24 protein-coding genes are annotated in these 23,438 nt (G+C 67.2%); 15 read left to right on the plus strand and 9 right to left on the minus strand.

From position 1 onward, the window contains the following. The first annotated feature begins 144 nt into the window (after nucleotides 1-144). Nucleotides 145-1,581: a type I glutamate--ammonia ligase gene (gene glnA, locus ACIG5A_RS01660; RefSeq protein ID WP_397236547.1), complete on the plus strand. Its 1,437-nt coding sequence runs from the start codon at nucleotides 145-147 to the stop codon at nucleotides 1,579-1,581. Nucleotides 1,582-1,801: 220 nt separating this feature from the next. After that, on the plus strand, nucleotides 1,802-3,361 hold the full coding sequence (locus ACIG5A_RS01665; protein ID WP_397236549.1) for an MFS transporter: 1,560 nt from the start codon (nucleotides 1,802-1,804) through the stop codon (nucleotides 3,359-3,361). A 5-nt stretch (nucleotides 3,362-3,366) separates the two neighbouring features. Here ACIG5A_RS01665 and ACIG5A_RS01670 read toward each other — a convergent pair whose 3' ends face one another. The 3 genes from ACIG5A_RS01670 to ACIG5A_RS01680 all read right to left on the minus strand — a co-directional run bounded on the left by ACIG5A_RS01670 (nucleotide 3,367) and on the right by ACIG5A_RS01680 (nucleotide 4,727). Continuing rightward, the gene (locus tag ACIG5A_RS01670) at nucleotides 3,367-3,810 is read right to left on the minus strand and encodes a hypothetical protein (protein WP_397236551.1); all 444 of its coding nucleotides are present in this window, start codon (nucleotides 3,808-3,810) and stop codon (nucleotides 3,367-3,369) included. A gap of 108 nt (nucleotides 3,811-3,918) precedes the next feature. After that, nucleotides 3,919-4,152: a hypothetical protein gene (locus tag ACIG5A_RS01675; RefSeq protein WP_397236553.1), complete on the minus strand. Its 234-nt coding sequence runs from the start codon at nucleotides 4,150-4,152 to the stop codon at nucleotides 3,919-3,921. Further along, nucleotides 4,149-4,727: an RBBP9/YdeN family alpha/beta hydrolase gene (locus ACIG5A_RS01680; protein WP_397236555.1), complete on the minus strand. Its 579-nt coding sequence runs from the start codon at nucleotides 4,725-4,727 to the stop codon at nucleotides 4,149-4,151. Before ACIG5A_RS01680 ends, ACIG5A_RS01675 begins: the two co-directional genes overlap by 4 nt. 84 nt (nucleotides 4,728-4,811) lie before the next feature. On the opposite strand from ACIG5A_RS01680, the gene ACIG5A_RS01685 reads away from it, so the two are divergent. After that, nucleotides 4,812-5,429 (plus strand): TetR/AcrR family transcriptional regulator, encoded by a 618-nt coding sequence (locus tag ACIG5A_RS01685; protein ID WP_397236557.1) that lies wholly within the window; start codon nucleotides 4,812-4,814, stop codon nucleotides 5,427-5,429. A gap of 291 nt (nucleotides 5,430-5,720) precedes the next feature. Here ACIG5A_RS01685 and ACIG5A_RS01690 read toward each other — a convergent pair whose 3' ends face one another. Further along, nucleotides 5,721-6,059: a winged helix-turn-helix transcriptional regulator gene (locus ACIG5A_RS01690; protein WP_397236559.1), complete on the minus strand. Its 339-nt coding sequence runs from the start codon at nucleotides 6,057-6,059 to the stop codon at nucleotides 5,721-5,723. Between the two features lie 65 nt (nucleotides 6,060-6,124). Between ACIG5A_RS01690 and ACIG5A_RS01695 the strand changes: the two genes are divergently transcribed. Then, a complete protein-coding gene (locus tag ACIG5A_RS01695; protein ID WP_397236561.1) occupies nucleotides 6,125-6,934 on the plus strand; it encodes a hypothetical protein in 810 nt (269 codons plus the stop codon). A gap of 520 nt (nucleotides 6,935-7,454) precedes the next feature. On the opposite strand, the gene ACIG5A_RS01700 is transcribed toward ACIG5A_RS01695, so the two are convergent. Next, on the minus strand, nucleotides 7,455-9,281 hold the full coding sequence (locus ACIG5A_RS01700; protein ID WP_397236563.1) for a DUF4873 domain-containing protein: 1,827 nt from the start codon (nucleotides 9,279-9,281) through the stop codon (nucleotides 7,455-7,457). Next, nucleotides 9,274-10,179: a diiron oxygenase gene (locus ACIG5A_RS01705; RefSeq protein WP_397236565.1), complete on the minus strand. Its 906-nt coding sequence runs from the start codon at nucleotides 10,177-10,179 to the stop codon at nucleotides 9,274-9,276. The genes ACIG5A_RS01700 and ACIG5A_RS01705 overlap by 8 nt, the downstream gene beginning before the upstream one ends. Before the next feature lie 98 nt (nucleotides 10,180-10,277). Between ACIG5A_RS01705 and ACIG5A_RS01710 the strand changes: the two genes are divergently transcribed. Further along, nucleotides 10,278-10,997: a TetR/AcrR family transcriptional regulator gene (locus ACIG5A_RS01710; RefSeq protein WP_397236567.1), complete on the plus strand. Its 720-nt coding sequence runs from the start codon at nucleotides 10,278-10,280 to the stop codon at nucleotides 10,995-10,997. On the opposite strand, the gene ACIG5A_RS01715 is transcribed toward ACIG5A_RS01710, so the two are convergent. The 3 genes from ACIG5A_RS01715 to ACIG5A_RS01725 all read right to left on the minus strand — a co-directional run bounded on the left by ACIG5A_RS01715 (nucleotide 10,983) and on the right by ACIG5A_RS01725 (nucleotide 13,695). After that, on the minus strand, nucleotides 10,983-11,510 hold the full coding sequence (locus tag ACIG5A_RS01715) for an NUDIX domain-containing protein (RefSeq protein ID WP_397236569.1): 528 nt from the start codon (nucleotides 11,508-11,510) through the stop codon (nucleotides 10,983-10,985). The genes ACIG5A_RS01710 and ACIG5A_RS01715 overlap by 15 nt on opposite strands. Before the next feature lie 17 nt (nucleotides 11,511-11,527). Continuing rightward, entirely contained in the window at nucleotides 11,528-12,304 is a 777-nt protein-coding gene (locus tag ACIG5A_RS01720) for a hypothetical protein (RefSeq protein ID WP_397236571.1), read from the minus strand. Between the two features lie 194 nt (nucleotides 12,305-12,498). Further along, nucleotides 12,499-13,695, minus strand: coding sequence for a DUF418 domain-containing protein (locus ACIG5A_RS01725; RefSeq protein ID WP_397236573.1), 1,197 nt, complete (start codon nucleotides 13,693-13,695; stop codon nucleotides 12,499-12,501). Nucleotides 13,696-13,833: 138 nt separating this feature from the next. Between ACIG5A_RS01725 and dop the strand changes: the two genes are divergently transcribed. The 10 genes from dop to tatC all read left to right on the plus strand — a co-directional run bounded on the left by dop (nucleotide 13,834) and on the right by tatC (nucleotide 23,438). Then, nucleotides 13,834-15,333, plus strand: coding sequence for a depupylase/deamidase Dop (gene dop, locus ACIG5A_RS01730; protein ID WP_397236575.1), 1,500 nt, complete (start codon nucleotides 13,834-13,836; stop codon nucleotides 15,331-15,333). Nucleotides 15,334-15,506: 173 nt separating this feature from the next. After that, a complete protein-coding gene (locus ACIG5A_RS01735; RefSeq protein ID WP_014986166.1) occupies nucleotides 15,507-15,701 on the plus strand; it encodes a ubiquitin-like protein Pup in 195 nt (64 codons plus the stop codon). After that, on the plus strand, nucleotides 15,698-16,561 hold the full coding sequence (gene prcB / locus ACIG5A_RS01740; RefSeq protein WP_397236577.1) for a proteasome subunit beta: 864 nt from the start codon (nucleotides 15,698-15,700) through the stop codon (nucleotides 16,559-16,561). The genes ACIG5A_RS01735 and prcB overlap by 4 nt, the downstream gene beginning before the upstream one ends. Nucleotides 16,562-16,634: 73 nt before the next feature. Continuing rightward, complete coding sequence (prcA, locus tag ACIG5A_RS01745; RefSeq protein ID WP_397236579.1) at nucleotides 16,635-17,405, plus strand: proteasome subunit alpha; 771 nt, start codon at nucleotides 16,635-16,637, stop codon at nucleotides 17,403-17,405. Between the two features lie 160 nt (nucleotides 17,406-17,565). After that, entirely contained in the window at nucleotides 17,566-18,924 is a 1,359-nt protein-coding gene (gene pafA, locus ACIG5A_RS01750; protein ID WP_397236582.1) for a Pup--protein ligase, read from the plus strand. Between the two features lie 105 nt (nucleotides 18,925-19,029). After that, nucleotides 19,030-20,025 carry a helix-turn-helix transcriptional regulator gene (locus ACIG5A_RS01755; RefSeq protein ID WP_397236584.1) on the plus strand — a complete coding sequence of 332 codons (996 nt, stop codon included), beginning with the start codon at nucleotides 19,030-19,032 and terminating at the stop codon, nucleotides 20,023-20,025. A gap of 44 nt (nucleotides 20,026-20,069) precedes the next feature. Beyond that, complete coding sequence (locus ACIG5A_RS01760; protein WP_397238774.1) at nucleotides 20,070-21,002, plus strand: helix-turn-helix transcriptional regulator; 933 nt, start codon at nucleotides 20,070-20,072, stop codon at nucleotides 21,000-21,002. Beyond that, entirely contained in the window at nucleotides 20,999-22,027 is a 1,029-nt protein-coding gene (locus ACIG5A_RS01765; RefSeq protein WP_397236586.1) for a 2-dehydropantoate 2-reductase, read from the plus strand. The genes ACIG5A_RS01760 and ACIG5A_RS01765 overlap by 4 nt, the downstream gene beginning before the upstream one ends. Nucleotides 22,028-22,113: 86 nt before the next feature. Beyond that, entirely contained in the window at nucleotides 22,114-22,389 is a 276-nt protein-coding gene (tatA, locus tag ACIG5A_RS01770; protein ID WP_397236588.1) for a Sec-independent protein translocase subunit TatA, read from the plus strand. A 77-nt stretch (nucleotides 22,390-22,466) separates the two neighbouring features. Next, the gene (gene tatC / locus ACIG5A_RS01775; protein ID WP_397236590.1) at nucleotides 22,467-23,438 is read left to right on the plus strand and encodes a twin-arginine translocase subunit TatC; all 972 of its coding nucleotides are present in this window, start codon (nucleotides 22,467-22,469) and stop codon (nucleotides 23,436-23,438) included.

Below are 23,438 nucleotides of genomic sequence, written 5' to 3' on the forward strand. Positions count from 1 at the left end.
TGTGACACGCGCGGGCGCCGCGCGCGGTCGGCCGGATTCGGGTCCACCGCCGTGGCGGGCGTCGTATGGTGAGATCGGCGAGCAGAACGACGTTCGCCTCGCCGATCCGCGGAATGACCCAGCCGCGACAGCGAGGAGAAAGTCGTGCCGACACCGACCACCGAAGGAATACTCGAGTACATCCGTGACGCCGAAGTCGAATACATCGACATTCGCTTCTGCGACGTTCCGGGTGTGCAGCAGCACTTTTCGATCCCGGCGAGCGGATTCGGCGCCGATCTGGTCGAGAACGGGATCGCATTCGACGGATCGTCGGTGCGCGGTTTCCAGTCCATCCACGAGTCGGACATGTTGCTGCTGCCCGATCTGCGGACCGCGCAGCTCGACCCGTTCCGCGAGGCGCGCACGCTGAATTTGAACTGCTTCGTGCACGATCCGCATACGCACGAGGCCTATAGCCGCGACCCGCGCAATGTCGCCCGCAAAGCCGAGGAATACCTGCGCAGTACCGGCGTCGCCGACACCGCCTACTTCGGGCCCGAGGCCGAGTTCTACATCTTCGACGCGGTGCGCTACGACACGCGAATGAACGGCGCCTTCTACGAGGTGGATTCGGCGTCGGCGGACTGGAACACCGGCGCAAAGTACAACCCGGACGGCACGCTGAACCGCGGCTACAAGGTGCGCCCCAAGGGCGGCTACTTCCCGGTCGCGCCCTACGACCACGACGTGGACGTGCGCGATCGCATGTGCACCAACCTGCAACGCGCGGGCTTCGCGCTGGAAAAGGGACATCACGAGGTCGGAACGGCGGGGCAGGCCGAGATCAACTACAAGTACAACACCCTGCTGGCCGCCGCCGACGATCTGCAGCTGTACAAGTACATCGTCAAGAACACCGCGTGGCAGTCCGGCAAGACCGTCACGTTCATGCCCAAACCGCTGTTCGGCGACAACGGATCCGGGATGCATGTGCACCAGTCGCTGTGGAAGGACGGCGCGCCGCTGTTCTACGACGAGGCGGGGTACGCGGGGCTGTCCGATCTGGCCAGGCACTACATCGGCGGACTGCTGCGGCACGCCTCGTCGCTGCTCGCCTTCACCAATCCGACCGTGAACTCCTACAAGCGCCTCGTCCCCGGCTACGAGGCGCCGGTGAATCTGGTTTACAGCCAGCGCAATCGCTCAGCGGCCGTGCGCATTCCGGTGACCGGCGCCAGTCCGCACGCCAAGCGGCTGGAATTCCGCTGCCCCGATTCCTCCGGCAATCCGTATCTGGCCTTCGCCGCGATGATGATGGCGGGGATGGACGGCATCAAGAACAAGATCGAACCGGCCACGCCGATCGACAAGGACCTCTACGAGCTCACTCCCGAGGAGTCCGCGAGTGTGGCCCAGACCCCGCCGAGCCTGGCCAGTGTGATCGATCGGCTGGAAGCGGATAACGACTACCTCACCGAGGGCGGCGTTTTCACCGACGACCTCATCGAGACCTGGATTCGCCTCAAGCGCGACGGTGAGATCGCCGAGATCGATATCCGGCCGCACCCTTACGAATTCGAGCTCTACTTCGACGTGTAGGCCACGGAGCCGCGCCCCTTCTCGTCGGCCGAGAAGGGGCGCGGTCCTGTGCCCGCATTGGCTGGTTTGCGATATCTATCGTCCAGATAGCTTCTTTCCGACACCGGGCGGCGTCGATAGCGTGATTCACGGCTGCCTCCGATAGGCGACCGTTGTTATCAAATAGGTTGTGGCGCAGTAGATTACAAACGCGCCCTGCCCCGGACGAAAGAGGGCCGCGATGGCCACGAGTGTGGTGCTGGAGGGTGCTCGGCACACGGTTGCCGAGCGAAGGCGGGCGCCCGGGTGGGTGCTTTTCATGGTGTGCGCGGCGATCTTCATGCTGATGCTCGACGCGACGATCGTGTCGGCCGCGCTGGCGGATATCCGCAACGACTTCGACGCGTCCATCGACGGCTTGCAGTGGGTGGTCGATGCGTACGTGCTGCCACTGGCGGGGCTGCTGCTGACCTTCGCGACGCTGGGGGATCGGTACGGGCGTAAGCGGATCTTCGTCGGCGGGATGGTGGTGTTCACCGGATCGTCGCTGGTGCTCGCGTTGTCGCGCAACGTGGTTCAGCTCGACGTGCTGCGTGCCGTGCAGGGTGCCGGCGCGGCGATGCTGTTCGCCACCGCGCTGCCGCTGCTCGCCGCGGCCTATCCGGATCGGGCGGCACGGCTGAAGGCGATCGGTATCTACGGCGCGGTGATGGCCGGTGCGTCGGTGGCCGGGCCGGTGCTCGGTGGCGCGCTGGTGACCAGCTTCGGATGGCGGTCGATTTTCACGGTGAACGTGCCGCTCGGGATCGTGATCGTCGCGCTGGCACTGACTCGGATGCCGGAAACGGCGCGCGGACAACGCAGGACCGATTGGCTGGGTTCGATGCTGCTGACCGGCGGGCTCGTCGGTGGCGTGTTCAGCCTGACCCGTGGCAACGCACTCGGGTGGACCTCGGCCGAATTGCTCGGCCTCGCAGGCGGTTCCGTGCTGCTGCTCGCGGCGTTCCTGGCGTGGCAGTTCCGCGCCGCGCAGCCGATGTTCGATGTGTCGATGCTGCGTAAGCCCGGATTCGCGGGCACGGCAATCGTTTCCGTCGTACATATGGCGACGATGATGGCGGCGTCCAATTATCTGGCCCTGTACCTGGTGAACACCCAGGGCTACACGCCGTTGCAGATGGGGTTGCGGCTGTTGCCGATCAGCGTGGCCGCCTTGGCGACCGCGCCGATCGCGGCGGTGCTGAGCAAGCGGATTCCGGCGGCGGTCGCGCTGCCGGTGACGATGGGCCTTGTCGCACTGGGGATGTGGCTGATGAGCGACTACTCCGCCGACCACTCGTGGACCTACTTCGTGCCGGGCATGGTGATCGCGGGTATCGGGCTCGGTGCCATCACCGCGGTGAGCCAGGCGACCGCGCTGACGTTCGCGCCGGACGGCGACGCCGGCATGGCCAGTGCCACCTTCGGCACCCTGCGTCAGCTCGGCATGGCGATCGGTGTCGCGGGCCTGGGTGCGATGTTCGGTCACGTGGCGCGCACCGAAGCCACCGATGCGTTGGCCGCCGCGCACCTCCCCGACGCGCTCGGCGGGCCATTCGCCGACGCTGTCGCCGCTGGCGCGGGCACCCAGGTGATCGCGGAGATCCCACACGAATTCCTCAGCGCCGGACCGCTTCTCGCCGACGCCGCCACCGCCGCGTCCACGACGGCACTCAACGCGCTGACCGGACTCGGCGCCACGATCGGCGCCATCGGTGCGGCCGCCGCCGCGCTGGCCTTCCTGCTGGGCCGCCGCGGGTGAGGGTGTCAGTGTCGTTGATAGGCCCACGCCGTGCGATAGCGGAGCGCGAAACCCAGCAGCACCAAGCCGAGGATGCCGCCGCCGACATCGGTGAGGTAGGTGCCCAGTATGCCGAGGCCACGCAGGCCGGTTCCCGGCCAGTCGACGAAGAAGAAGCCGATGCCCTGGAACAGATCGGTCGCCAGGATGGTCCAGAACACCCATGCCTTGTCCCACAGGGCGGCGATTCCGACGGCGTTGAGTAGGAGGAAGGCGATTCCCGTGATCCGGAACCCGACCAGGAATCCATCGATATCACTCGGCGCAATATCGGTACGCGCGAGCAGTAGTTCGGGTGTTATGTAGCCGAGTACGAGCGCAGTGCCGATCGTCGTCACCACCGAGTAGACCGATGTGGTCACCTGCAACCGGCGTGTCCACGCGGTGGGCGACAGTACCTTGTTCGCCATGCGCAGACGCTATGTGCGACAACGGCAGTGGCACATCCGGGAGTTCCCCCAGTTCGGCACTGAGATCTGGTGCGCAGGCTCACCCGCCGGGTGAGCCTGCGCAGTCTGTCAGCGTGCCAGCCAGGCGCCGCAGCGTTTGAACAGGAACGGCATGATGACCCAGGTCATGGCGGCGACGGCGATCGGGATGATGATCAGCAGGCGCAGCGGGGCGATCAGATTTTCCAGCAGCGGGTTGGTCACCGTCACCAGGACGGTGAGCAGCGGGTAGAGGCCGACGACGGTCAGCAGCCAGAGCTTCCACTTTGCCGGACGCGCAACGGGTTTCGCTTCGACACTCATGCGCGCACCGCCGCGATCTCGGTGACGAGGCGGACGGCCTCGGGCAGCTCGATATGGTCGTCCGGGGTGGCGCCGAGGTGGCCGCCGGTGGCGGTCAGCGTCGCGGTGGCGCCGAGCGCGCGGACCAGCAGGCCGACGTGTTCGACCGGATCCGGCACGTTGACCGGATCGTCGGCGGCGGCGAGCACGCGGAATTCGTCGGCGGCGCTGCGGATTCGGACCCAGTCGAAAGGACCGTCGAAGAACGAGGCCAGTTCGGTGTAGCCGACCTCGTGTGCGGCGGTGGACACCAGGACGGCGCCCGCGAAGGGCTCGCCCTCGTGTTCCTCTAGCAGGCGCAGCACGTTGACGCCGCCGATGCTGTGCCCGACCAGGATGATGTCGCTCGGCGTGCCTGCCTCGATCACGCTCGCGGCCAACGCCTTTCGCCAGGCGTCGAGCTGCGGTGCGTCGGTGCCCGGCAGGTCGGGGACCACCACACGGTGGCCGAGGGCGGTCAATTGCTCCGTCAGGTACGGGAACCAGACGCTGTCGCTGTGTGCCCCGTATCCGTGGGATACGACGACGGTACTCATCGGTGTAGCTCTCCTCATCGAACCGTAAATCGAAACGCTACGTAGCGTTTGAATTGACCATAGCACCCCGATACACTGGCCGCCATGGTTGACGGCGGTGATCCAGCGAACAGCGCCCCACGTACCGGCGGGCGGGTGCGCAGTAGCGCGGCACGCGACGAGGTGCTGAACGCGACCATGGCACTGCTCGAGGAGCAGGGGTACGGCAAGATCACGATGGAGGGCGTCGCCGCGCGGTCCGGGGTCGCCAAGAGCACCATCTACCGGTGGTGGAAATCCAAGGCGCTGTTGGTGATGGAAGCGCAGAGCGAGGCCGTCGCCCGGCGGATGCCCGAGCCCGATACCGGTTCTGTCGCTGAGGATCTGACGATCTTCGCGAGCGAATTGAATCGGGTGGTGGAGTTTCCGCAGCGCATGGAGGCGCTACGCGGGATGATGGCCGACGCGCAGCTGTATCCGGACTTCGCAGGCGCACTGCGGGATTGGGTGCAGACGCGACGAGCGGTGGTGTCCGCCATCCTGTCTCGCGGCGTCGAACGCGGTGAACTCGACGCCGATCTCGACGTGGAGTACGCGACCGACCTCATCTTCGGCCCGTTCTGGTACCGCCTACTGGTCGGCCACGCACCCCTGCGCCCGGATCTCGCGGGCGCCGAAATCGCCCGCCTACTGGCCGGATTCCGCCACCCCGCCGCCGACTGATCTGCCGAGCGCAGTCAAATGGGCCCTCTTCACGGCGTGTCGCACCGCCATTCGACTGCGCTCGACGGCCATCTCGGCGTGTCACGCTGCGACACAACGGGATTCAACGGTGAGCGTGTACTGAGTAGGTGCCACTCGCACGTTGCCAACCTCATTGCACGTTGATCATGAACCTCCGGCATCGAACGCAGTCGAATGGTGGCCGGTTACGGCGTGTCACACCGCCATTCGACTGCGCTCGGCAGAGTTCTTGATCTCGGGAACGGGACCATGACCAGATGACGGCATCTGCTAAATATCGACGCCGGGCTGCTCGGCCCAGTCTGAGACCGAGTCGAGGATCTGGCCGAGTTGGCGGCCGATGTCGGTGAGGGTGTATTCGACGCGGGGTGGTTTGTCCGGATAGACGGTGCGCGTCAGCAGGCCGCGGTGTTCGAGCGCCTGAAGGCGGTCGGCGAGTGTCTTGGGGCTGATGCCGGGGAGTGCACGCTGTAGTTCGCTGTAGCGGCGGGCGCCCGCGTTCAGATGGAAGATCACCAGTGGCGTCCAGCGGCTGCCGACGAAGGTGAGCGCACGTGTCACGGGACACTGCTCCGGCGTCACCACCGTGTCTACCTGCGTGCTTCCCATTCGGGAAGTATATACAAGAAAAGTGCGTACTTCCCAAAATGAAGTAACCGGCTGATGCTCGGATCATGACAACAAAAACAATCGCAGTGCACGGCGCGACGGGTGCGCAGGGTTCGATCATCGCCGAGCGACTGGCCGCCGCGGGCTGGCAGGTCCGCGCCCTCAACTCCGCGAACGCCGCCCTCGATGACATCGATGCGCTGGTCGACGCCTACGCTGGTGTGGATGCGGTGGTCGTCCAGCTGCCCCTGGTCTTCGAACCGATCGCGCTCACCCATGCCGAGTCGGTGCTCGCCGCGCTGAGCAAGGCAGGTATCGAACGTGCGGTGTTCAACCCAGCCATGGCGGTACCGCCGGAGCCGATCGGCCAGCCGTTCGTCGACGCACGCGTGCGCCTCATGCGCGAGCTACGCGGTGTCGTCCCGGGCGGTGCAACCGTCGGCCCGGCCGGTCTCTACCTGGAAAACCTCTTGCAGCCCTGGTCGATCGAACGCATCGTGCGCGCCGGCGAGGTGGTCTACCCGCTGCCCGCCGAAGTGCCGACCGCATGGGTATCGCTGTATGACATCGGCGACGTGCTGGCCGAGGCGCTGGCAGGCGGATTCGATCCGGTCACCCTGGTGACAGGCCCCCGCCCGGCCACCGGCAACGAACTCGCCGCCGCGATCGGTGCGGCCGTCAGCCGCGAGGTCCGCTGGGCCCCAATAGAACCCGCCGAATACGGCCGCCTCATGACCCCGGTAATCGGCCGCGCAGCGGCCACCGCGGTCGCCGCCATCTACGAACAGGCCCCGCCACCCCTGCCCGCCGAACTGCTCCGCCCCGCCCCAACCACACCTGAAGTATGGGCGGCGCGCCAGAACTGGACGTTCTAGCTTGCGAGGCAAGGCCGGTCTCACGCACTGATCGTCCCGCCGCGCACGGATTACGGCCGAAATCAGCGCGTGGCGACACAATCAGTGCGCGGGCACAGAAGTGCAACCGACGTAGACGCGCCCAGGAGCCGCCTCCCCTTCGGAATCGCGTCGCCCAGTCTCGGCGGCAGTCGAAGTATCTGCGGCCCAACCGAATTGGCCGACTCGTCCTGCGAAGCACCACCACCCCGCGCATCGTTCGTCCCGCCGCGCATTGATTTCGGCGGAATTCGGCGCGCGGCGTCGCAACGGCGTGCGGCGGTGCAATTGGTGCGCGGCGTGGGTGCGAGCATTGTGGGTGAGCTGGCCTGCTGCTTCCCGTCGAGCTACTCCGTCCGGCTCCGGCGGCGCTGTCAGGGCTGGCGTATTTGCCGAGTGCAGTCGAATGGCCCTGCGACACGCCGTCATTGGGGGCCATTTGACTGCGCTCGGCGAAACTCGACTGCTTCGGGAGCTTGCTGGGTGGGCTTGGCTGTGTGGGTTAGTGGAGGTCGGCTGGTTCGAGGGGGTATGGGGGTGTGCCGGTGCCTACTGTGCGGAGGTTGCCCCAGGGGTCGCGTTCTTGGAGGCGGGCGGGGGTGGGGTGGTAGCCGGGGAGGGTCAGGTAGACCTCGGCGCGGCCCGGGTCGGGGAGGTCGGTGCCGTTGGTGGCGGAAATGCGGCCGTACCAGTGGTATCGGCCGTCGGTGGGGTCGGGGTGGCCGCTCAGGGTGACTGTTACCGGGACCAGGGCGCCGGGGGCGTCGAGCATGGCGGGGCCGGAATACTCGTGCGCCGGTTCGCGGTCGGCGGGGACGGTGAGGTCGTAGTGGGTGGGGTCGAGGCGGCGCATGGTGCGCCAGTAGGAGAGGCTGGAGCCGGGCCAAGCGGCGCGGTTGTTGCCGTGTTCGTCGAGGTACCAGCTGTGACAGCCGCCCGAATTCCACACGGTCCCAGCCAGTTTCGCCTGCACCCTGCGATTGAATTCGTGCTGGGTCGCGGCGCGGACCTCCATCCTGGTGCTCGACGTGCGCCGCATCCGTTCCACGCACTGGCGGATGTAGCGGGTCTGCGCCTCGATCATGAAGATGATGGACTGATGGCCGCCACCGGAATTCGGGCCGACGATGGTGAAGAAGTTCGGGAATCCGTGCACCGCGACGCCGAGGAATCCGGTCGTCCCGTCCCGCCACGCCTGCTGGATGGTGAGCCCGTCGGCGCCGACCAGGTGCTGATGGGCGAACCGTTCGGCGATCTGGAAACCGGTGCCGTAGACGATCGCGTCGAATTCGTGCGCCGCACCGTCTTCGGTCTGTATCCCGGTCTCGGTGATCCGGGCGATCGGTTCGGTCACCAGTGCCACGTTCTCCCGCTGTAGCGCGGGATAGTAGTTGTTGGACACCAGGATTCGCTTACAGCCCAGCCGATAGCCGGGGGTCAGCTTGCGGCGCAGCTCCGGATCGGCGACCTGGCGGCGCAGATGTCCGCGCGCGACGGATTCGACGCGGCGCATGAGTTCCGGATGCATGAACGCGGGGATCAGCGCCTCGTATCCCCAATAGGTCGCCCAGCGCGAGAGACGTTGTGCGCCGGGAACATATCGGAACACCCGCTGCTGAGTGGTGGACAGCGGCCGGTCGGGTTTCGGCACCACCCAGTGTGGCGTGCGCTGGAACACCGAGACGTGCGCCGCCTGTTTCGCGATCTGCGGCACGAATTGCACCGCGCTCGCGCCGGTCCCGATCACGGCGATCCGTTTACCGGTGACGTCGAAATCGTGATCCCACTTGGCCGAATGAAAACTGGTGCCGCGGAACGATTCCTGGCCGGGAAACACCGGAATCGACGGCTCGTGCAGCGGTCCCGGCGCCATCACGACCACGCGCGGCCGGAACAGCCTGCCGTCGGCCGTGCGCACCTCCCAGCGGTCCGCGGCATCGTCGAAGTCGAGCGCGCTCACCTCCGATCGCAGCCGGAGATGCCCGCGGATGCCGTACTTGTCGACGGTGCGGCGCAGATAGTCCAGGATCTCCTGCTGCCGTGCGAACACCCGGGTCCAGCGGTGATTCGGCTCGAACGAGTACGAATACATCAGCGACATGACATCGCAGCCGCATCCGGGATAGGTGTTCTCCCGCCAGGTGCCGCCGATCTCCTCGGCCTTCTCCAGCACGACGAAGTCCTCGATACCCGCCTTGCGCAGCTCGATCGCCATCCCGATACCGCCGAAACCCGCACCGACGATGAGGATTTCGGGCGCGATGCCGTCCGGCCGATGCTCGGCGATGTCGTGCGCGCGGCGCGCGGTCTCGACGATGCGCTCACTCATTCCACAGCCCCCTGCGCCGCCAGATCCACTTGCCCGCGGTCCCGATCAGCCCCTGTTTCTCGAGGAACGCGCCGAGGTTCGCGGCGCCGGCGCCCAAGGCGCGCTTGGCATCCGGGTTGTCGGTCGCGACGCGGCGGGCGGCGCGGCCGTCGAGCCCGGCCCGGGTGTACATGTGCCGGTTGGTCATCAGGTAGACGAACAGCGGTGCGGCCACGGCGACGCAGAGCCGGGTATAGGCGAGCTCGGCCCGCGACATGGTCGGCACCCGCCGGGCGAGCGCGTCGCGCGCGAACCCGATATGGCGCGCCTCCTCGGTGACGTGGATGCGCATGGCCCGCGCGACCAGCGGCTGCAATTGCGGATCGTCGAGCGTGCGGCGCTGGATCGCGTCGAAGATCTCCTCGCCGACCAGTGCGCCGACCCAGGTCATCGAGCCGCGCAGGAACAGCGGCAGCACGCCGATCGCCAGGCGGCCGGTGCGGCGCGGCCAGTATGGCCGCGCCTCGATGCGGTCGATCAGCTTGCCGAACATCATCATGTGCCGGCATTCGTCGCCCATCTCGATGAGCGTGTAGTGCGAATGCCTGGTGGTCGGATCGTCGGCGAGCAGCTCGCGCAGCAGGAGGCGGTTGAGCAGGTTCTCGAACCAGATGCCGACGGAGAGCACGTTGGCCAGTTCCTGGCGGGACAGTTCCCTGCGCTGCTCGTGCGTCATCGACGCCCAGAGGTCGGTGCCGTAGAGCGAGATCACCTCGGGTGGCAGGAACAGTTTGTCGGGATCCAGCGGTGCGTCCCAGTCCATATCGACCACGGGGTCGTAGGACTTCTTGACCGAGCCGGTCAGCAGGCGCTGCGCGAAGGATTCCTGCGGGATGAGTGCGGCGGCGTCGTTGCCCATGGCAGCTCTCCAACTGTCGAGTTAATGCTACAAGCTGTTACACACAGGTTAGTGAGACAGGCTGTATCGGTCAATAGGTGAGCGGGTATCGTGATTCTGTGACCACGACCAGCGGAAAGACCCCCGTCACGGACGGCCGTGCCACCCGCTGGACCGACCACAAGGCGCGACGTCGCGCGGACGTCATCGACGCGGCCATCGCCGTCATCGAGGGGAACGGCGTCGAGGTCTCGGTGCAGCAGATCGCCGACCACCTGCACCTGCCGCGCCCGGTCGTGTACCGTCACTTCGACGGCCGCCCCGACCTGGACGAGCAGATCCGCCGCCGCATCCTGGAATCGCTACTCGCCGAGCTGATGCCGACGCTGCAGCCCGACGGCACCGTGCGCGACGCGGTGCGCGGTGCGGTCGGTACCTATGTGCGATGGGTCGACCGGCATCCGTATCTGCATCGGTTCCTGAGCAGCGCTGCGCCGCAAGGGGATTCGTCCAGTGCGCTGGCCGGTGCCAGGGACAGGATCGGCGCCCGCCTCGCCGACCTGTTCGCGATATCGCTGGCGCGCTTCGGCATCGATCCGGCCCGCGCCAGGCCGATGGCCTTCGGCATCATCGGTTTCGTGGACAGCGTGGTGAACAGCTGGCGCGCCGAACCGACACCGGCACTGAGCTCCGAGCAGATCGAGGGCATTCTCGCCGAATCGGTGCTCGCCCTGTTCGAGGGCAACGCGCGCAGCCTCGGCGTCCCGCTCGAGCGCGACACCATCGTCGGCGACCTGCTCTCGCGCTCGGCCACGCCGACGGATTCAGCCGCGGTGTAGTTCCACCGCGAGGGCGATGAGCTCGGGGATGTGCACACCGTCGGTGGCGGCGAGCTCGAGCGCCTCGGGCAGCGGGCAGGCGCGGACCTCGAGTATCTGCTCGCCGTCGGCCGGATTGGTCGGTTGCGCGTCGAGGACGACGTCGACGGCGCACCAGAGCCACGCCTTGTGCGGATGCGGTTGCCATTCCTTGTACGGCAGGGGATCTCTGCTGGTGGCGTAGTGCGCGCCGATCCAGCGGATCGGGCCCGTCGGCGTCGCGCCCGCCTCCTCGAGCAGCTCACGGCGCAGGCAGGCGTCGACGGGTTCGCCGCGTTCGCGGGTGCCGCCGGGCAGCAGCCAGAAATCGCGGTGGTCGCGGCACAGCACGATGTCGTCGCCGGCGAAGCAGATGGCGTGCACATTGGTGACCAGCTCGTCGGGCGGCAGTTCGGTGCCGAACCGCACGTCGTGCGAGCCCCACGACCAGTGGGCGGGCTTGTGCAACAGGGGATACCGGTCCGCGTATGTCACGGGTACGACGGTAGCGGTCATTCCGTGCCGGACTTGCCGATCTGCATGTGGATGTGGTTGCGCTGCACGATGCGGCCCGGCGCGGCGGGCGAGGTCGCGGGGTGGTCCGGGTGCAGGATGAGGCTGCGCTCGCCGATCGCGGTCGGTGTGTCGGCGGGATCGGCGCCGTCCGAGCGGTCCTGCCATTCACCGGCGACGAAATCGTAGACGCTGCGGAAGAAGTCGGCGACGAACATGTCGCCGTCCGGGTCGCCCAGCGGGCTCGCGTCCGGATCGTCCAGGCGGTAGTGCATTTCGGCCGCGAGGAAGGCGGGCCATTCGCCCTCGGGTGTCGAGGAGGTGGCGACGGTGCCCCAGTGGTTCAGTACGGTGATCCTGCGGTTGACATCGCCGACCGGCATGGTGACACCGGCGAAATCGAGGGCGCGGCCCTGCCCGTGGCAGTCGGTGCGCGCGACACCGTCCGCGGTGTGGCCGCCGCCGTCGAGGCCGAGGTGGAACAGTTCGGTCACATTGAAGTTCTCGGTGAGGAATCGGCAGAAACGTACCAGCGCCAACGCATTTCGCGGATCGAGTCGCGCGGGCGCGATGGCCACGTTGTTCTGGTTCCCGTCGCGCAGCACCACCCCCGCCACATTGCCCGGCCGATCCTCGCCGGTGACCGGGTCGAAGCCGAGCAAGCCGACCGTGTTCACGCACGCGTGGCCGTCCAGTTTGATCCGCCCCCGGGTCGCCAGCCGCTCGAGCTCCGCGAGCGCGTCTTCCTTACTCATCGCCCGTGCCGGATCCGGCATCGCGCACCTCCATTCAGTTGATGCGTCGACGCGGGATCGGTGACGCGTCGTCAATGGTCGAGCCGGTGGCCGAAAAGGGCACGAGTAGCGGCCTACTCGGGTTCATCCGATGACCTACGTGGCGAATGTCCGCCGCGGGCCGCTCACCCGGGGCGAACGGCCCGCGGCGGACACGCGGTAGCTGAGTCGATCTGTCAGCGCTCGCCCGCCAGCGCCCGGTAGCTCGCGTTCCACACCAGCTCGACCGGTCCGCGATCGAAGCGGCGCAGCCACAGGTGCGCGCCCGCGATGACGATCAGCGCGGTCAGCAGGTAGATGCCGACGGTGAAAGGCACTCTGGCGCCGGTGGATACCCGGGCCGCGAGCCCGAAACCCCAGCCGTAGCACAGGATCGACGCGACGAGGTTCTGCAGGATGTAGCAGCTGAGTGCGGTGCGCCCGACCTCGGTGAGCCTGCGTCCGGCGAAACCGGTACGGGGACGGCGCAGAGAGTACTCGGCTACCAGCGCGAGCAAGCCGAAGGCGACGAAGGGCGCGGTGCCGTAGCGGGTGAACAGAATGGTGTCGCCGCCCGCGAGCACACCGGCGAGCAGATCGATCGGTGCGGCGATGCCGAACCCGATCAGCATGAGCCGCTTGCGGATTCGCGCACCCTCCGGCCGGAACACCCCGGCGCGGAACAGCCGGGCGCCCGCGAGGAACAGCGCCACCGACATGGCGAAGACGAAGACCGCCTCGAGCCGGAAGCCGCCCGCGTTTTCCAGCCGGAACAGCACCAGATCCCAGAACGAGCCGTCCGCATAGGGATTCGGGTCCAGCGGTGTGCGCGGCGTCGACTCCCGCGAGTCCATGGCCATGCCGATACCGATCAGGGTCAGCATCACGACGTGCACCGCCGCCGCGGTGATCATCCAACGTCGCTGTGCCCGTTCGCTTGTCGCCAGCACGAACGCGACGACCAGGCCGGTCACCGCGTAACCCATCAGCACGTCGAATTCGGCGACGAAGACGAAGTTGAGCACACCGTCGAGGAACAGCAGCCCGGCCCGCAACGGATACTTGCCGGGCCACGGCCGTCCGCCGCGCGCCGCCGAACCCTGCTGGATGGCCAGGCCGATACCGAACATGATGGTGAGCAGCCCGAGGAACTTGCCCTGGGCCAGCTGTTGCAGCACCCGCTCGGTCCACCACCAGCCGCCCGAGGCGTCCTGCAGCTCGCCGATATAGCCGATGAGCCCCGCCGGGTTGGTGATGATCCAGACATTGGTGGCGAGGGTGCCGAGAATCGCGATGCCGCGCAGCACATCCAGCGCGATCAGTCGTGACGGCGCGTCCGGTGCGCGGTGCCTGCCCGCGGCATCGGGTGTGTCGGTGGCGATCGAATCCGTCATGGATCGACTATCGCGTCCGGGCCGACGTGCCCGTATCCTCCGGAAGTACCACCGACGGCATGAGATTCGCTCCTCCCTCGGGTCGATCCCGGCCGGTCGCGGCAGGCTCGTGCTGGCCCGTCGCTTAGGCTCGGAGGCATGCAGCGCATCATCGGTATCGAGGTCGAATACGGTATTTCCACGCCCACCGAGCCGTCGGCCAACCCGATCCTCACCTCGACGCAAGCGGTTCTCGCGTACGCGGCCGCCGAGGGAGTGCCGCGCGCCAAGCGGACTCGCTGGGATTACGAGGTGGAATCGCCGCTACGGGACGCCCGCGGCTTCGACCTGAGCCGGATGAACGGACCGGCGCCGGTGATCGACGCCGACGAGGTCGGCGCGGCCAATATGATCCTGACCAACGGCGCCCGCCTCTACGTCGATCACGCCCACCCCGAATACTCCGCGCCCGAGGTCACCGATCCGCTCGATGCGGTCATCTGGGACAAAGCGGGCGAGCGGGTGATGGAGGCGGCGGCGCGGCACGCGTCGAGCGTCCCCGGCGCGCCGCGGCTGCAGCTGTACAAGAACAACGTCGACGGCAAGGGCGCTTCCTACGGCACCCACGAGAACTACCTGATGAGCCGCGACACCCCGTTCAACCAGATCATCGTCGGCCTCACCCCGTTCTTCGTCTCGCGCCAGGTGATCACCGGCTCCGGTCGCGTCGGCATCGGGCAGTCCGGCGACCACGCGGGCTTCCAGCTGTCTCAGCGCGCCGACTACGTCGAGGTCGAGGTCGGCCTGGAGACCACGCTCAAGCGCGGCATCATCAACACCCGCGACGAACCGCACGCCGACGCGGACAAATACCGCAGGCTGCACGTCATCATCGGCGACGCGAACCTGGCCGAGATGTCGACCTATCTCAAGGTCGGCACCACCGCGCTGGTGCTCGACCTGATCGAAGCGGGGGAGGACCTGTCCGATCTGCAGCTGGCCCGCCCGGTCACCGCGGTGCACGCGATCAGCCACGATCCCACGCTGCGCGCCACCGTCGCGCTCACCGACGGCCGCGAGCTGACCGGGCTTGCGCTGCAACGGCTTTACCACGAGCGGGTGGTGAAGTTCATGGACCGCGAGGGCAACGACGACCCGCGCGTCGCCGACATCCTGGAGAACTGGGCCATGGTGCTCGACCTGCTCGAGCGCGACCCGATGGAATGCGCCGACCTGCTCGACTGGCCTGCCAAACTGCGCTTGCTCGAGGGGATGCGCCAGCGCGAGGGCCTGAACTGGGCCGCGCCCAAGCTGCACCTGATGGACCTGCAGTACTCCGATGTGCGGCTGGACAAGGGGCTCTACAACCGCCTCGTCGCGCGCGGCTCGATGAAGCGGCTGATCACCGAGCAGCAGGTGCTCGACGCGATGACCAACCCGCCCACCGACACCCGCGCCTACTTCCGCGGCGAATGCCTGCGCCGCTTCGGCGCCGATATCGCCGCGGCAAGCTGGGACTCGGTGATCTTCGACCTCGGCGGCGACTCGCTGGTCCGCATCCCGACCCTGGAGCCGCGCCGCGGCACCAAGGCGCACGTCGGCAAGCTGCTCGACGGCGTCGGCACCGCCGCCGAACTGGTGGAGCAGCTGACCACCTAGCAGCATCCCGGCACATGCCGGAGTGCACGATTCGGCCGCATATCGGCATGGAATCCGACAAGGTGTCGTTGTGGCTGGGTAGTGTTGTTGTACGAGCACGAACATTGCTCATGATCGGGACCGTGCTCATACTCGAGTTCCGGTCATGATGAGGACAGAGGAGGTCGGCTGCCATGGCACAAGAGCAGACCAAGCGCGCCGGGGGCGGCGACGAGGACGAGGGCCCGGACGGCGTCGACGCCGCCGGTCAGGAGCGCCGCGAAAAGCTGGCGGAGGAAACCGACGACCTGCTCGACGAGATCGATGATGTGCTCGAGGAGAACGCCGAGGACTTCGTCCGCGCGTACGTGCAGAAGGGCGGCCAGTGACAGTAGGTGACCCGCTGCGTCTCCATCCGGGGCACGCTCTTTCGTCCTTCACCGAACATCTGCGCATGCACGCACCGGAGCTGTTGCCCGGCAACAGCTTCGGTGTGATCGATGGGGCCACCGGCACCGCCGGTGGCGCCGCGAAGGACATCGCGCCGCATGGGACGACCATTGTGGCGATCAGCTATCGCGGTGGCGTGCTGATCGCCGGTGACCGGCGGGCTACCCAGGGAAACCTGTTGGCCAGCAGGGATATCGAGAAGGTCTACATCACCGACACCTATTCGGCGGCCGGTATCGCGGGTACCGCGGGCATGGCCGTGGAGATGGTGCGGATCTTCGCGGTGGAGCTCGAGCACTACGAGAAGATCGAGGGTGTTCCGCTGACCTTCGACGGCAAGGCCAACAAGCTGTCGAAAATGGTGCGTGACAACCTGCCGGTCGCGATGCAGGGCCTCGCGGTGGTGCCGATGCTGGTCGGCTACGACACCAATGCCACCGATCCGGATAGGGCGGGCCGCATCGTATCCTTCGACGTGGTCGGTGGCCGCAGCGAGGAGCGATTCGGTTACGCGGCCGTCGGTTCCGGCTCGGTGTTCGCGAAGTCGTCGCTGAAGAAGTTGTACGCCAAGGGAATCGGCGAGGAGCGCGCGTTGCGCATCGCCGTCGAATCGCTGTTCGACGCGGCCGACGACGATACCGCCACCGGTGGACCCGATCTGGTGCGCGGCATCTTCCCGACCGCGATCGTCATCGGCGAGGACGGCGCGGTCGAGGTGACCGAGGCACGTCTGGGAGAGATCACCCGCGCGATTGTTGCCGATCGTGAGGCGGCCGAGGAAGGGAGTGCCCCCGCATGACCGAGTCAGGGCTCGGAGGAGGCAGCCTGCGTAACCACGGAGAGCCCCTCGGGCATGCGAAGAAGGGCACAGCATGACACTGCCGTATTACGCGTCGGCCGAGCAGATCATGCGCGACAAGACCGAACTCGCGCGCAAGGGCATCGCCAGGGGACGCAGTGTCGTGGTGCTGGCGTACGACAAGGGTGTGGTGTTCGTCGCGGAGAATCCGTCCGCGACGCTGCACAAGGTGAGTGAGCTGTACGACCGGGTCGGTTTCGCCGCCGTCGGCAAGTACAACGAGTTCGAGAATCTGCGCCGCGACGGGATTCTGCGTGCCGATCTGCGCGGCTACCAGTTCGACCGCCGCGACGTGACCGGACGGGCGCTGGCCAACGGCTACGCGACCCTGCTCGGCACCATTTTCACCGATCAGCTCAAGCCGTACGAGGTGGAGATCTGCGTCGCCGAGGTCGGGTATCCGGAGCAGGGGCCGCAGTCGGTGCTGTACCGGATCACCTTCGACGGGTCGATCGTGGACGAGCGCGAATACGTGGTGATGGGCGGTACCACCGAGCCCATCCTCACCGCGCTCAAATCGACCTACAAGTCCGGATTGGATCTGGCGGGCGCCATCGGCGTCGCGGTGAAGGCGCTGCAGGCGGGTGTGCCCGAGGGCGCCGAGAAGGACAAGCGGGTGCTCGGGGTGAACTCGCTCGAGGTCGCCACGCTCGAGCAGGCGCGGCCACGGCGGGCGTTCCGCCGCGTGACCAACGCTCAGTTGGAGCAGTTGCTCAACCCCAAGAAGGCCAAGGCGGCCGCGAAGGCGGAATCCGCGGCGGAGGATACTCCGGACGCGGGGTAGCCAGGTCTGTACTGGACGATCTCGGGCCCGGGAACCGGTTGGTTTCCGGGCCCGAATTCTGTGCCGGGTGCGGCCGCGTACGCAATCGTTGCGAAGACGTATGCATCCCGGTTCTCCGCAGCCCCACGCGAGTACATGACATGGCTGTAATGTCGATAGTGTGCAGCGACGAATCATGGGGATCGAGACCGAATTCGGTGTGACATGCACCTTCCACGGTCACCGTCGGCTGTCCCCCGACGAGGTAGCCCGGTACTTGTTCCGCCGGGTAGTGTCCTGGGGCCGTAGCTCGAACGTGTTCCTCCGCAACGGCGCTCGGCTCTATCTCGATGTCGGGTCGCATCCGGAGTACGCCACGGCAGAGTGCGACAGCCTGCATCAGCTCGTCACCCACGACAGGGCGGGCGAGCGGGTGCTGGAGGAGTTGCTGATCGACGCCGAACAGCGGCTCGCCGAGGAGGGTATCGGCGGCGACATCTATCTGTTCAAGAACAACACCGACTCCGCGGGCAACTCCTACGGCTGCCACGAGAACTTCTGCGTGGTCCGCGCCGGCGAGTTCTCCCGCATTTCGGATGTGCTGTTGCCGTTCCTGGTAACCCGCCAGCTGATCTGCGGTGCAGGCAAGGTGCTGCAGACGCCGAAGGCGGCCACGTTCTGCCTGTCGCAGCGCGCCGAGCACATCTGGGAGGGTGTGTCCTCGGCGACGACGCGGTCGCGGCCGATCATCAACACCCGCGACGAGCCGCACGCGGACGCGGAGAAGTACCGCCGCCTGCATGTGATCGTCGGCGACTCCAACATGTCCGAGACCACCACCATGCTCAAGGTCGGCACCGCCGCCCTGGTACTGGAGATGATCGAGGCCGGCGTCTCCTTCCGAGACTTCGCGCTGGACAACCCGATTCGCGCCATTCGCGAGGTGTCGCATGACCTGACCGGTCGTCGTCCAGTGCGCCTGGCCGGCGGGCGGCAGGCCAGCGCGCTCGACATCCAGCGCGAGTACTACGCCCGCGCCGTCGAGCATCTGCGCAACCGGGATCGTGATCCGCAGATCGATCAGGTGGTCGACCTGTGGGGCCGCACCCTGGACGCGGTGGAGGCGCAGGATTTCGCCAAGGTGGACACCGAAATCGACTGGGTGATCAAGCGCAAGCTGTTCCAGCGCTACCAGGACCGCTACTCCATGGAGCTGTCCGATCCCAAGATCGCTCAGCTCGATCTGGCCTACCACGACATCAAGCGCGGCCGCGGCGTCTTCGACCTGCTGCAGCGCAAGGGTCTGGCCAAGCGGATCACCGAGGACGAGGCCGTCGACGCCGCGGTGGACACCCCGCCGCAGACCACGCGGGCCAAGCTGCGCGGCGATTTCATCACCGCGGCGCAGGAGGCCGGTCGTGACTTCACCGTCGACTGGGTGCACCTCAAGCTCAACGATCAGGCCCAGCGCACGGTGCTCTGCAAAGACCCGTTCCGCTCGGTCGACGAGCGCGTCGACCGGCTGATCGCCTCGATGTAGGACCCTCGGGCCCCGGCACGCAGCCGGGGCCCGATTCTTGGCGGTTACCCGCCTAATAGCGCGCCGCCGCGCACGCACCCCGGCGCGCCGATTACCCTCTATCGGGTGGCGATATCCAAGGTCGAGCGGCTGATGAATCTGGTCATCGCGCTGCTGTCGACCCGGCAGTTCCTGACCGCTGAGCGGATTCGGGACAGCGTCGCGGGATACGAGGAGTCCGCGAGCGACGAGGCGTTCAGCCGAATGTTCGAGCGAGACAAGAACGAACTGCGCGACCTGGGCATTCCATTGGAAATCGGCCCGGTGGGCCGATATTCGTCGATGGAGGGCTACCGAATCAACCGGGACGCCTACGAGCTTCCCGAAATCGATCTGACCAGCGAGGAGGCGGCCGCGGTCGCCGTCGCGGTGCAGATGTGGGAATCACCGGAGCTGGCGGCGGCGGCGGAGGGCGCGCTGCTGAAGCTGCGCGCGGCGGGCATCCATGTGGAGACCGATGCCGCGGTGGCGTCGGTGCCGGGAGTGCCCGCGCGCACCCGCGGTTCCGAGCCGGTGCTCGGCAAGCTGCTCGCGGCGATCGATGCCGGTCAGGCGGTGCGTTTCGAGCACAGGGGTGCGGTCAACGCGCCGTATCTGATGCGCGATGTCGAGCCGTGGGGTGTGGTGACCCATCACGGGCGCTGGTACCTGGTCGGTCACGACCGGGATCGGGACGCGGTCCGCAGCTTCCGGCTGTCCAGGATCGGCGACGATGTCACCGCGTACGGTCCGCCGAACGCGGTGCACAAACCCGAGGGCGTCGATCTGCGGTCGATCGTCGACACGGTCACGCACTCCTCGCCGGTGACCGGTTCGGCGACGGTGTGGGTGGCCGACGGACGCGGCCGCGAGATCCGCAGGCTCGGCCAGGTGGTGGCGGAGCGGAAGATCGGCGGCCGCTCGGGTTCGGTCGTGGAATTCCCGGTGCGCTCGCGTGATTGGGTGGCCAGGCTGATCACCGGCCTCGGTCCCGACGCCGTCGTACTCGCACCGGACGACCTGCGCGCCGACGTGATCGCGCGGCTGCGTTCGGTCTTCGATCACACGGAGGTGCGCGCGTGACGACGTCATCTCGGCTGTCGGTTCGGTTGTCGCGGCTGCTGAACATGATCCCGTACTTCATCGCCAACCCCGGCATCAGCGCCGCGGAGGCCGCCGACGATCTCGGCGTCAGCACCAAACAGCTGATGAGCGACCTGAATCAGCTATGGATGTGCGGCCTGCCCGGCTACGGTCCCGGTGATCTGATCGATCTGTCGTTCTCCGAGGAGAGCATCGAGGTCACCTTCTCCGCCGGGATCGAACGGCCGCTACGGCTGACCTCCACCGAGGCGACGGCGCTGCTCGTCGCGCTGCGCTCGATCGTCGACATGCCGGGCATGGTCGATCCGACCGCGGCGCACGCGGCCATCGCCAAGATCGAATCGGCCATCGTCGGCGGCGAATTCGACGCCGAACCCGATCGGGTGCCGCCGATCGAGGCGCCCGCCGTCGCCACCGTGCGCTCGGCGCTGGCCAGGCATCGCGCGCTGCGTCTGGTCTATTACTCGGCAAGTCGCGATGTGGTGTCCGAGCGCGTCGTCGACCCGATCCGAATCGTTTTGGTGGACAACAACAGTTACCTGCAGGCCTGGTGCAGGCAGGCCGAGGGGGTGCGGCTCTTCCGGTTCGACCGGATCGAGGCCGCCACCGAACTCGACGAGCCCGCCAAACCGCCGAGCCATGCGACCGAGGAGTCCGCCGCGCTCGACCTGTTCCAGGACGATCCGGCGGTTCCGTTGGCGCGGTTGAAGATTCGCGCCGACTACGGCTGGGTGCTCGACCAGTACCCGATGCACCGGGTGGCCGTGCATCCCGGCGGCCATCTGGAGGCGACCATGCGGTTCGCCACACTGGACTGGATGGCGAGGCTGCTGCTCGGCTTCGGCTCGGGTGTGACCGTGCTCGGCCCGCCCAAATTGGTCGCCGCGGTGCGTGAGCGGTCCAATGCCGCGCTCGCGGCCTACGAGGCAGCCGGATTCGAGGTGGAGACCGCTTGACCGAACGCGTAGTGGTGCTCGGTGCGGGCAGTATCGGCATCTTCGTCGGCGGGAAGCTGGCGGCCGCGGGGGCGGACGTCACGTTCGTCGGCAGGCCGCGGCTGCTCGACGAGATCAGCGCGACCGGGCTGCGGCTCACCGATCTCGACGGCGGCGCGGATGTGGTGCCCGCGACCGGATTCCGGGTGGCGACCACGCCGGACGACGTCGCAACGGCGGATCTGGTGCTGGTGACGGTGAAGTCGGCGGCGACGGCCGATGCGGTGCGCGAGCTCGCGGGCCGGATCCGGCCGGGCACGGTGGTGCTGAGCCTGCAGAACGGCATCGGCAACGACGTGGTGATCCGCGAGATCCTGCCGACCTGCGTGGTGCTGGCGGGCATGGTGATGTTCAACATCGTGCAGCACGGCGACGGCCGGTTTCATCGTGGCACCGAGGGCGGCCTCGCCGTCCAGGACGATCCGGCGCTCGACGATTTCGCCGGGCTGTTCCGCCGCACCGATCTGGCGGTGCGCCGCTATCCGGATCTGCTGCCGGTGCAGTGGGCGAAGCTGCTGCTGAATCTGAACAACCCCATCAACGCGCTGTCCGGCAAACCGCTGCGCGCGGAACTGGCCGACCGCGACTACCGCCGCTGCCTCGCGCTGACCCAGCTCGAGGCGCTCGCCGCGATGAACAAGGCGCGAATAAGTCCGGCACGGCTGACCCCGCTGCCGCCCGAGCTGATGACTAGGGTGCTCACCGTGCCCGACGCGATCTTCCGCAGGCTGGCCGGGCGGATACTCGCCATCGACCCGGAGGCCCGCTCCTCGATGGCCGACGATCTCGCGCTCGGGCGCAAGACGGAAATTTCCTGGTTGTGCGGCGAAATCGTGAGCCTCGGCGCGATGGTCGGGCTGCCGACGCCGGTGAATCAGCGGCTCATCGAGCTGATCGTGGCCGCCGAGCACGGCGACCAGCGCCGCTGGAGCGGCCGGGAACTGCTCGAGCAATTGCGCGCGGCGAGTGCGCAAGGCCGGGGTTGAACGCACGGCAAACGCGGCCATACGGAGGCGTTCACGCATGTCATGGTCCGGTAGCATCGAAACATCACAGTCTTTGGAGGTAAATCATGGGCAGTCTGAGCATCTGGCACTGGCTGATCATCGCAGTGGTTTTCGTGATGTTCTTCGGCGCGAAGCGGATGCCTGATGCCGCCCGCAGCCTTGGCCGGTCGTTGCGCATCTTCAAGACCGAGGTCAGTCAGATGCAGAACGAAGGCGCCGAGCAGTCCGGTGCAGCAGCCCCGCAGCAACCGGCGGCACAGCTGCCGCCCGCACAGCAGGTGAGCACGGACCAGGCGGCGGCCCCGACCGCGCAGCCCCAGGCCGCGCCGAAGTCGCTCTGAGCCGAGTGCTCCACCCGGGGTGAGTGCGGCTCACTCCGGTTTCGCGCTGTGACGACACAGGGGCAAGCACACTAACTATGCGTATTCCGTTCGATCCCCGGCGCAGCAAGCGCAGGACCAACCCCGACGGCACCATGTCGCTGGTCGAGCACCTGCATGAGCTGCGTTATCGGCTGCTCGTCTCGATCGGAGCTGTCGTCGCCACCACGGTGGTCGGCTTCCTCTGGTACGAGTACTCGTTCTTCGGCCTGGACAGCCTCGGTGAGATCCTGCGCGGGCCCTACTGTGCGCTGCCCGCGTCCGCGCGCGCCTCGCTGAGCGCCGACGGTGCCTGCCGCTTGCTGGCCACCGCGCCGTTCGAACAGTTCACGCTGCGGTTGAAGGTCGGCATGACCGCCGGTGTCGTGCTGGCCGCGCCGGTGTGGCTGTATCAGCTGTGGGCGTTCATCACGCCGGGGTTGTACGCGAAGGAACGCAAGTACGCGGTCGGCTTCGTGTCCTCGGGCACAGTGCTTTTCGCCACCGGTGCGGTACTCGCCTACGTGGTTGTCGCGCACGCGTTGAGCTTCCTGCTCACCATCGGCGACAACGTGCAGATCACCGCGCTCAGCGGTTCGCAGTACTTCACCTTCATCATCAACCTGCTGACCATCTTCGGCGTGAGTTTCGAAACTCCGCTGCTGATCATCGGTTTGAACCTGATCGGGGTGCTCACCTACACGCGGCTCAAGGCATGGCGGCGCGGAATCACCTTCGGCCTCTTCGTTTTCGCGGCCATCGTGACACCGCAGGACCCGTTCTCCATGCTGGCGCTGGCGCTCGCGCTGACCGTGCTGTTCGAGGTGGCCATCCAGTTCTCCCGGCTCAACGACGCGCGCAAGGCGCGCAAGGAGGCGCAGGGGTGGGGTGCGCTGTCGGATGACGAGGCGTCCTCGATCGCCGCGCCGGAGCCGATCCGGCCCGCCGAGTCGATTACCGATCCCGCGGAGGCTGGATCGGATGCAAAGAAAACGGCGCGACCGGTGTCGGACTACTCCGATACCCTCTGA

The organism is Nocardia sp. NPDC052566 (genome assembly GCF_044547285.1).
Classification (GTDB): Bacteria; Actinomycetota; Actinomycetes; order Mycobacteriales; family Mycobacteriaceae; genus Nocardia.